This is a genomic window from Paracoccus sp. SSK6 (genome assembly GCF_039770665.1).
GTDB lineage: Bacteria > Pseudomonadota > Alphaproteobacteria > Rhodobacterales > Rhodobacteraceae > Paracoccus.
The window spans coordinates 1-2,937 of sequence record NZ_JBDPNJ010000066.1 but is presented as its reverse complement, the minus strand read 5'-3'; the positions used below and the strand labels follow the sequence as shown (position 1 = coordinate 2,937).

Annotated in this window: 4 protein-coding genes; all 4 read right to left on the bottom strand. The window is 50.3% G+C overall.

Annotation, left to right across the window (positions count from 1 at the left end):
• Positions 1-517 (bottom strand): hypothetical protein (locus AAIL68_RS17240; RefSeq protein ID WP_347141017.1); only part of this gene is annotated, 517 nt, incomplete at its 3' end.
• A gap of 196 nt (positions 518-713) precedes the next feature.
• Positions 714-878, bottom strand: a complete 165-nt coding sequence (locus tag AAIL68_RS17235) for a hypothetical protein (RefSeq protein ID WP_347141015.1) — start codon at positions 876-878, stop codon at positions 714-716.
• 1 nt (position 879) lies between these two features.
• Positions 880-1,143: a hypothetical protein gene (locus AAIL68_RS17230; RefSeq protein WP_347141013.1), complete on the bottom strand. Its 264-nt coding sequence runs from the start codon at positions 1,141-1,143 to the stop codon at positions 880-882.
• 1,418 nt (positions 1,144-2,561) lie between these two features.
• The coding region (locus AAIL68_RS17225) for a hypothetical protein (RefSeq protein WP_347141012.1) at positions 2,562-2,937 on the bottom strand (376 nt) is incomplete at its 5' end.

Genomic DNA, 2,937 nt, shown 5'->3' with positions numbered 1-2,937 from the left:
ATGCTACGCGCAGGCTCGGCTTCTCAGGTGCAACGTACTTGCCGTTGAAGGCCAGCTCTTCCTCCAGTGTGCGCAGTATGGCCTTCCGTTGCGCTAGGTTCGATCCCAGGGCATCCACGAACAGCGTCAGAGTCTTCGTGTAGTCCTTGGGCTTCTCGCTGATGATGCCCTTCAGGACTGCGGCAACGATGATAGTGTTCTCCGCTTTCATGCCGTCGATCAGCTGAGCCAGGAGCCTTTCGACCTTGTGCGTCTGGATGGTCGTCCATTCGCCTACCTGCGTGGTCCGGTCCACCTGATAGAACTGCCAGGTCCGTGCGCGCTCGATGAAGCGGAGGTAGCTGCCATGCAGGGCGCAGAACCGTGTAATGACGCCATCGATGGTTATCGGAACGTCCAGGGCCAGATGGACTGCCAGCGGCGTCAGTCTGCTATGCTTTGTTGCCGACCGTATCTTCGTCGTTTCGGATGCCAATTCAGCAGCCGCACCTTTGGCTGCGAGATATCGTCTATTCATGTTGAATGTCTCAGGTGAATATGTATTGCAGGATTGTGCCGACTGTGAAAGCGATAACGAATGCTTCGATGTATGAATGCTTGTCTTCGATGAATCGATTGATCATTGATGCTCTCCCCTTGTGCATATATTTAATGACAGCACAGTGGAGATTGCGGACAAACCGCGGTCTATTCTAAAGATTTTTTTGAATGCTCTATGCGGCTTGATCAGCCATTTGCTGTGCAACATCGTCCAGAAAGTTTCGACGCTGTTCGTGGATCAGCTTAACGTAATCGGTCAGCCATTCAGGACGACCATGCATGATCTCTTCAATGCGTTCGTCGGGCAAAGGATGCGTTGGATACAGATTGCGGATCACTTCACGCTTCGAGGCTCATCAGAACAGCATGAGCCTTTTCCATTGCTGAAATCACTCGCTTGTAGACAACCGTATCCAAATGAGAGTTCATCAGCTCGATCAAATACAATCCTCCATCAGTCGCACCATCAATTTCAGCATCGAGGTTTCCATCCATGAAGTTCTGCATTCCTGTTAGGAAATCCAGAACGATATTTCGCTTATCGTTTTCAGTTTCCGCTAGGACTTCAGCAAAGGCTTTGTCGAACTGTTTAGCTGTAATCATTTCGCTCCCTCCAATGTATGATGATATATTTAATGCTATGCTCGAACGTATAATGGACGATAAAAACGTCTAAAAGCATTCATTTGGCATCAGTCTGGGAAATAAAATGCTCTCCCTCTACTGGGTCCAAATAGTTCAATGGACGATGTGCGCTTCATAGACGGCTGATACGATCGACTGGCGTCATCACACCTTGAAAGCTCGAACCTTCGCCTGCGTCCAAAACATCAAGGCTCAGATGTAGTATTGATCCTATGCCATCCATCGATGTCACTGAACGACGATTTTTCACCTGATGATCTTCAATAGAACCTACGAGTGCGAAGCACGAAGTTGCCGGAGCGAAGCGATGGCAGGTATCCGATCATTGAAACAGTCGAACGAGGATCGTCCATCCTATTGGTATCGGATACATGAACGAACAGAACGACGATCATTCATCTTTTCGACTTCATCAGCATATTGAAATCGCGTGAACGAAGTGAACTGTGGATAGCATCGGAGTCAATGAACGACGATCCTCTATCTGGTTCTATAGATTTCTTGCAGTCACTGTATCAAAGATGGCTTTTGAACGATCATCGTTCGACAATCCCTATGAACGGATATCAACACTCGCTTCGCTGTCGCTACGCCTCGGTCCGTCCTCGGGCAAGCCGAGTCCGCAGGTGCTATTGTAATCTTCTTCGATGACTTGAAGTTCAATGACGCATAGCGTTCGATTGATCGTATTCATATGACTATGTACGATCTACGTTCTAGGGATTGCTGAAGTCGGACGTGTCAAACGATGCAGCATCTATTATATGACTATGTACGATCTACGTTCTAAGCAGCACTGAACTGAACGAGGATGCAGTCGGCTGAACGTATCTATATGACTATGTGTCGGTTACGTTCTAAGCCCGAGGCTCAAAGGCCCAAAAATATTTTTTGGCAAAGCCCAGGTTCAGGTGCTTTTTGCCTTTAAATAGCATCGTGGGTTACTCGACTCGCAAGTGTGGTTCCGGATGGGGCTGACGGATTGGCCTCCTGATGCCCCCATCCAACAGGAACTCTTGCAGCGGTCGGCAATCTGCAAAACCACATTTCACACGAGTCCTTCATGCCCGATACCATTTCCGCAGACAAACCACGTCGAACCAAGATATGCCCGATTTGCGGCATCGAGTTTTCGGCTTGGACGAGGTCAGCAGATGCAAGACGAGGATCGTCGAGGAATATAGGTGGACGCCAGAAAGCTATACTGACGAAGCTTCCAGATTGACCATGTTTAACAGTCCCACTTTGTCAGAGCGTGAAATGGTCTTGGCTGAGGGCAGCAAGTATTTGATAGCTGGCGCTACCAGCCTTGAACAAGTGTTCGATGATGCTCTGAGCAGCTTCTGTGCGCAGCACGGCCTTAACTACGGTCGTGGCTAAGCTGCAACCCGGTCTATGGCGAAGTCGGCGCGCCACTTGCCACGAACCACGCGGCCTTCAGGTTCCGTCCAAGTAATCGGGGCAGGGGCAACGGCATGGTCGAAGCCAGCCGCCTTGAAGAGCTTGCCGCCAGGGCCAAACTCATTGCCACTACGGACGCGCAGCTTCCCGGCGATACGTTGGTGATACAGCGTGCCTGTCCAGTCGCGCTGTATGATGCCGGCAAAAATTTCTTGCGGTTCTATGTCTGCGTTTGCATTCGTCCGCCCGACAGGCTCACCTTCTCTGCTAGCACGGTCCACCGTATAGCAATTGACCCCGAACAGGCCCTTGCAGAAAGCGTTGTGCAACTCGGCGAAGGTAGGCTTCGAC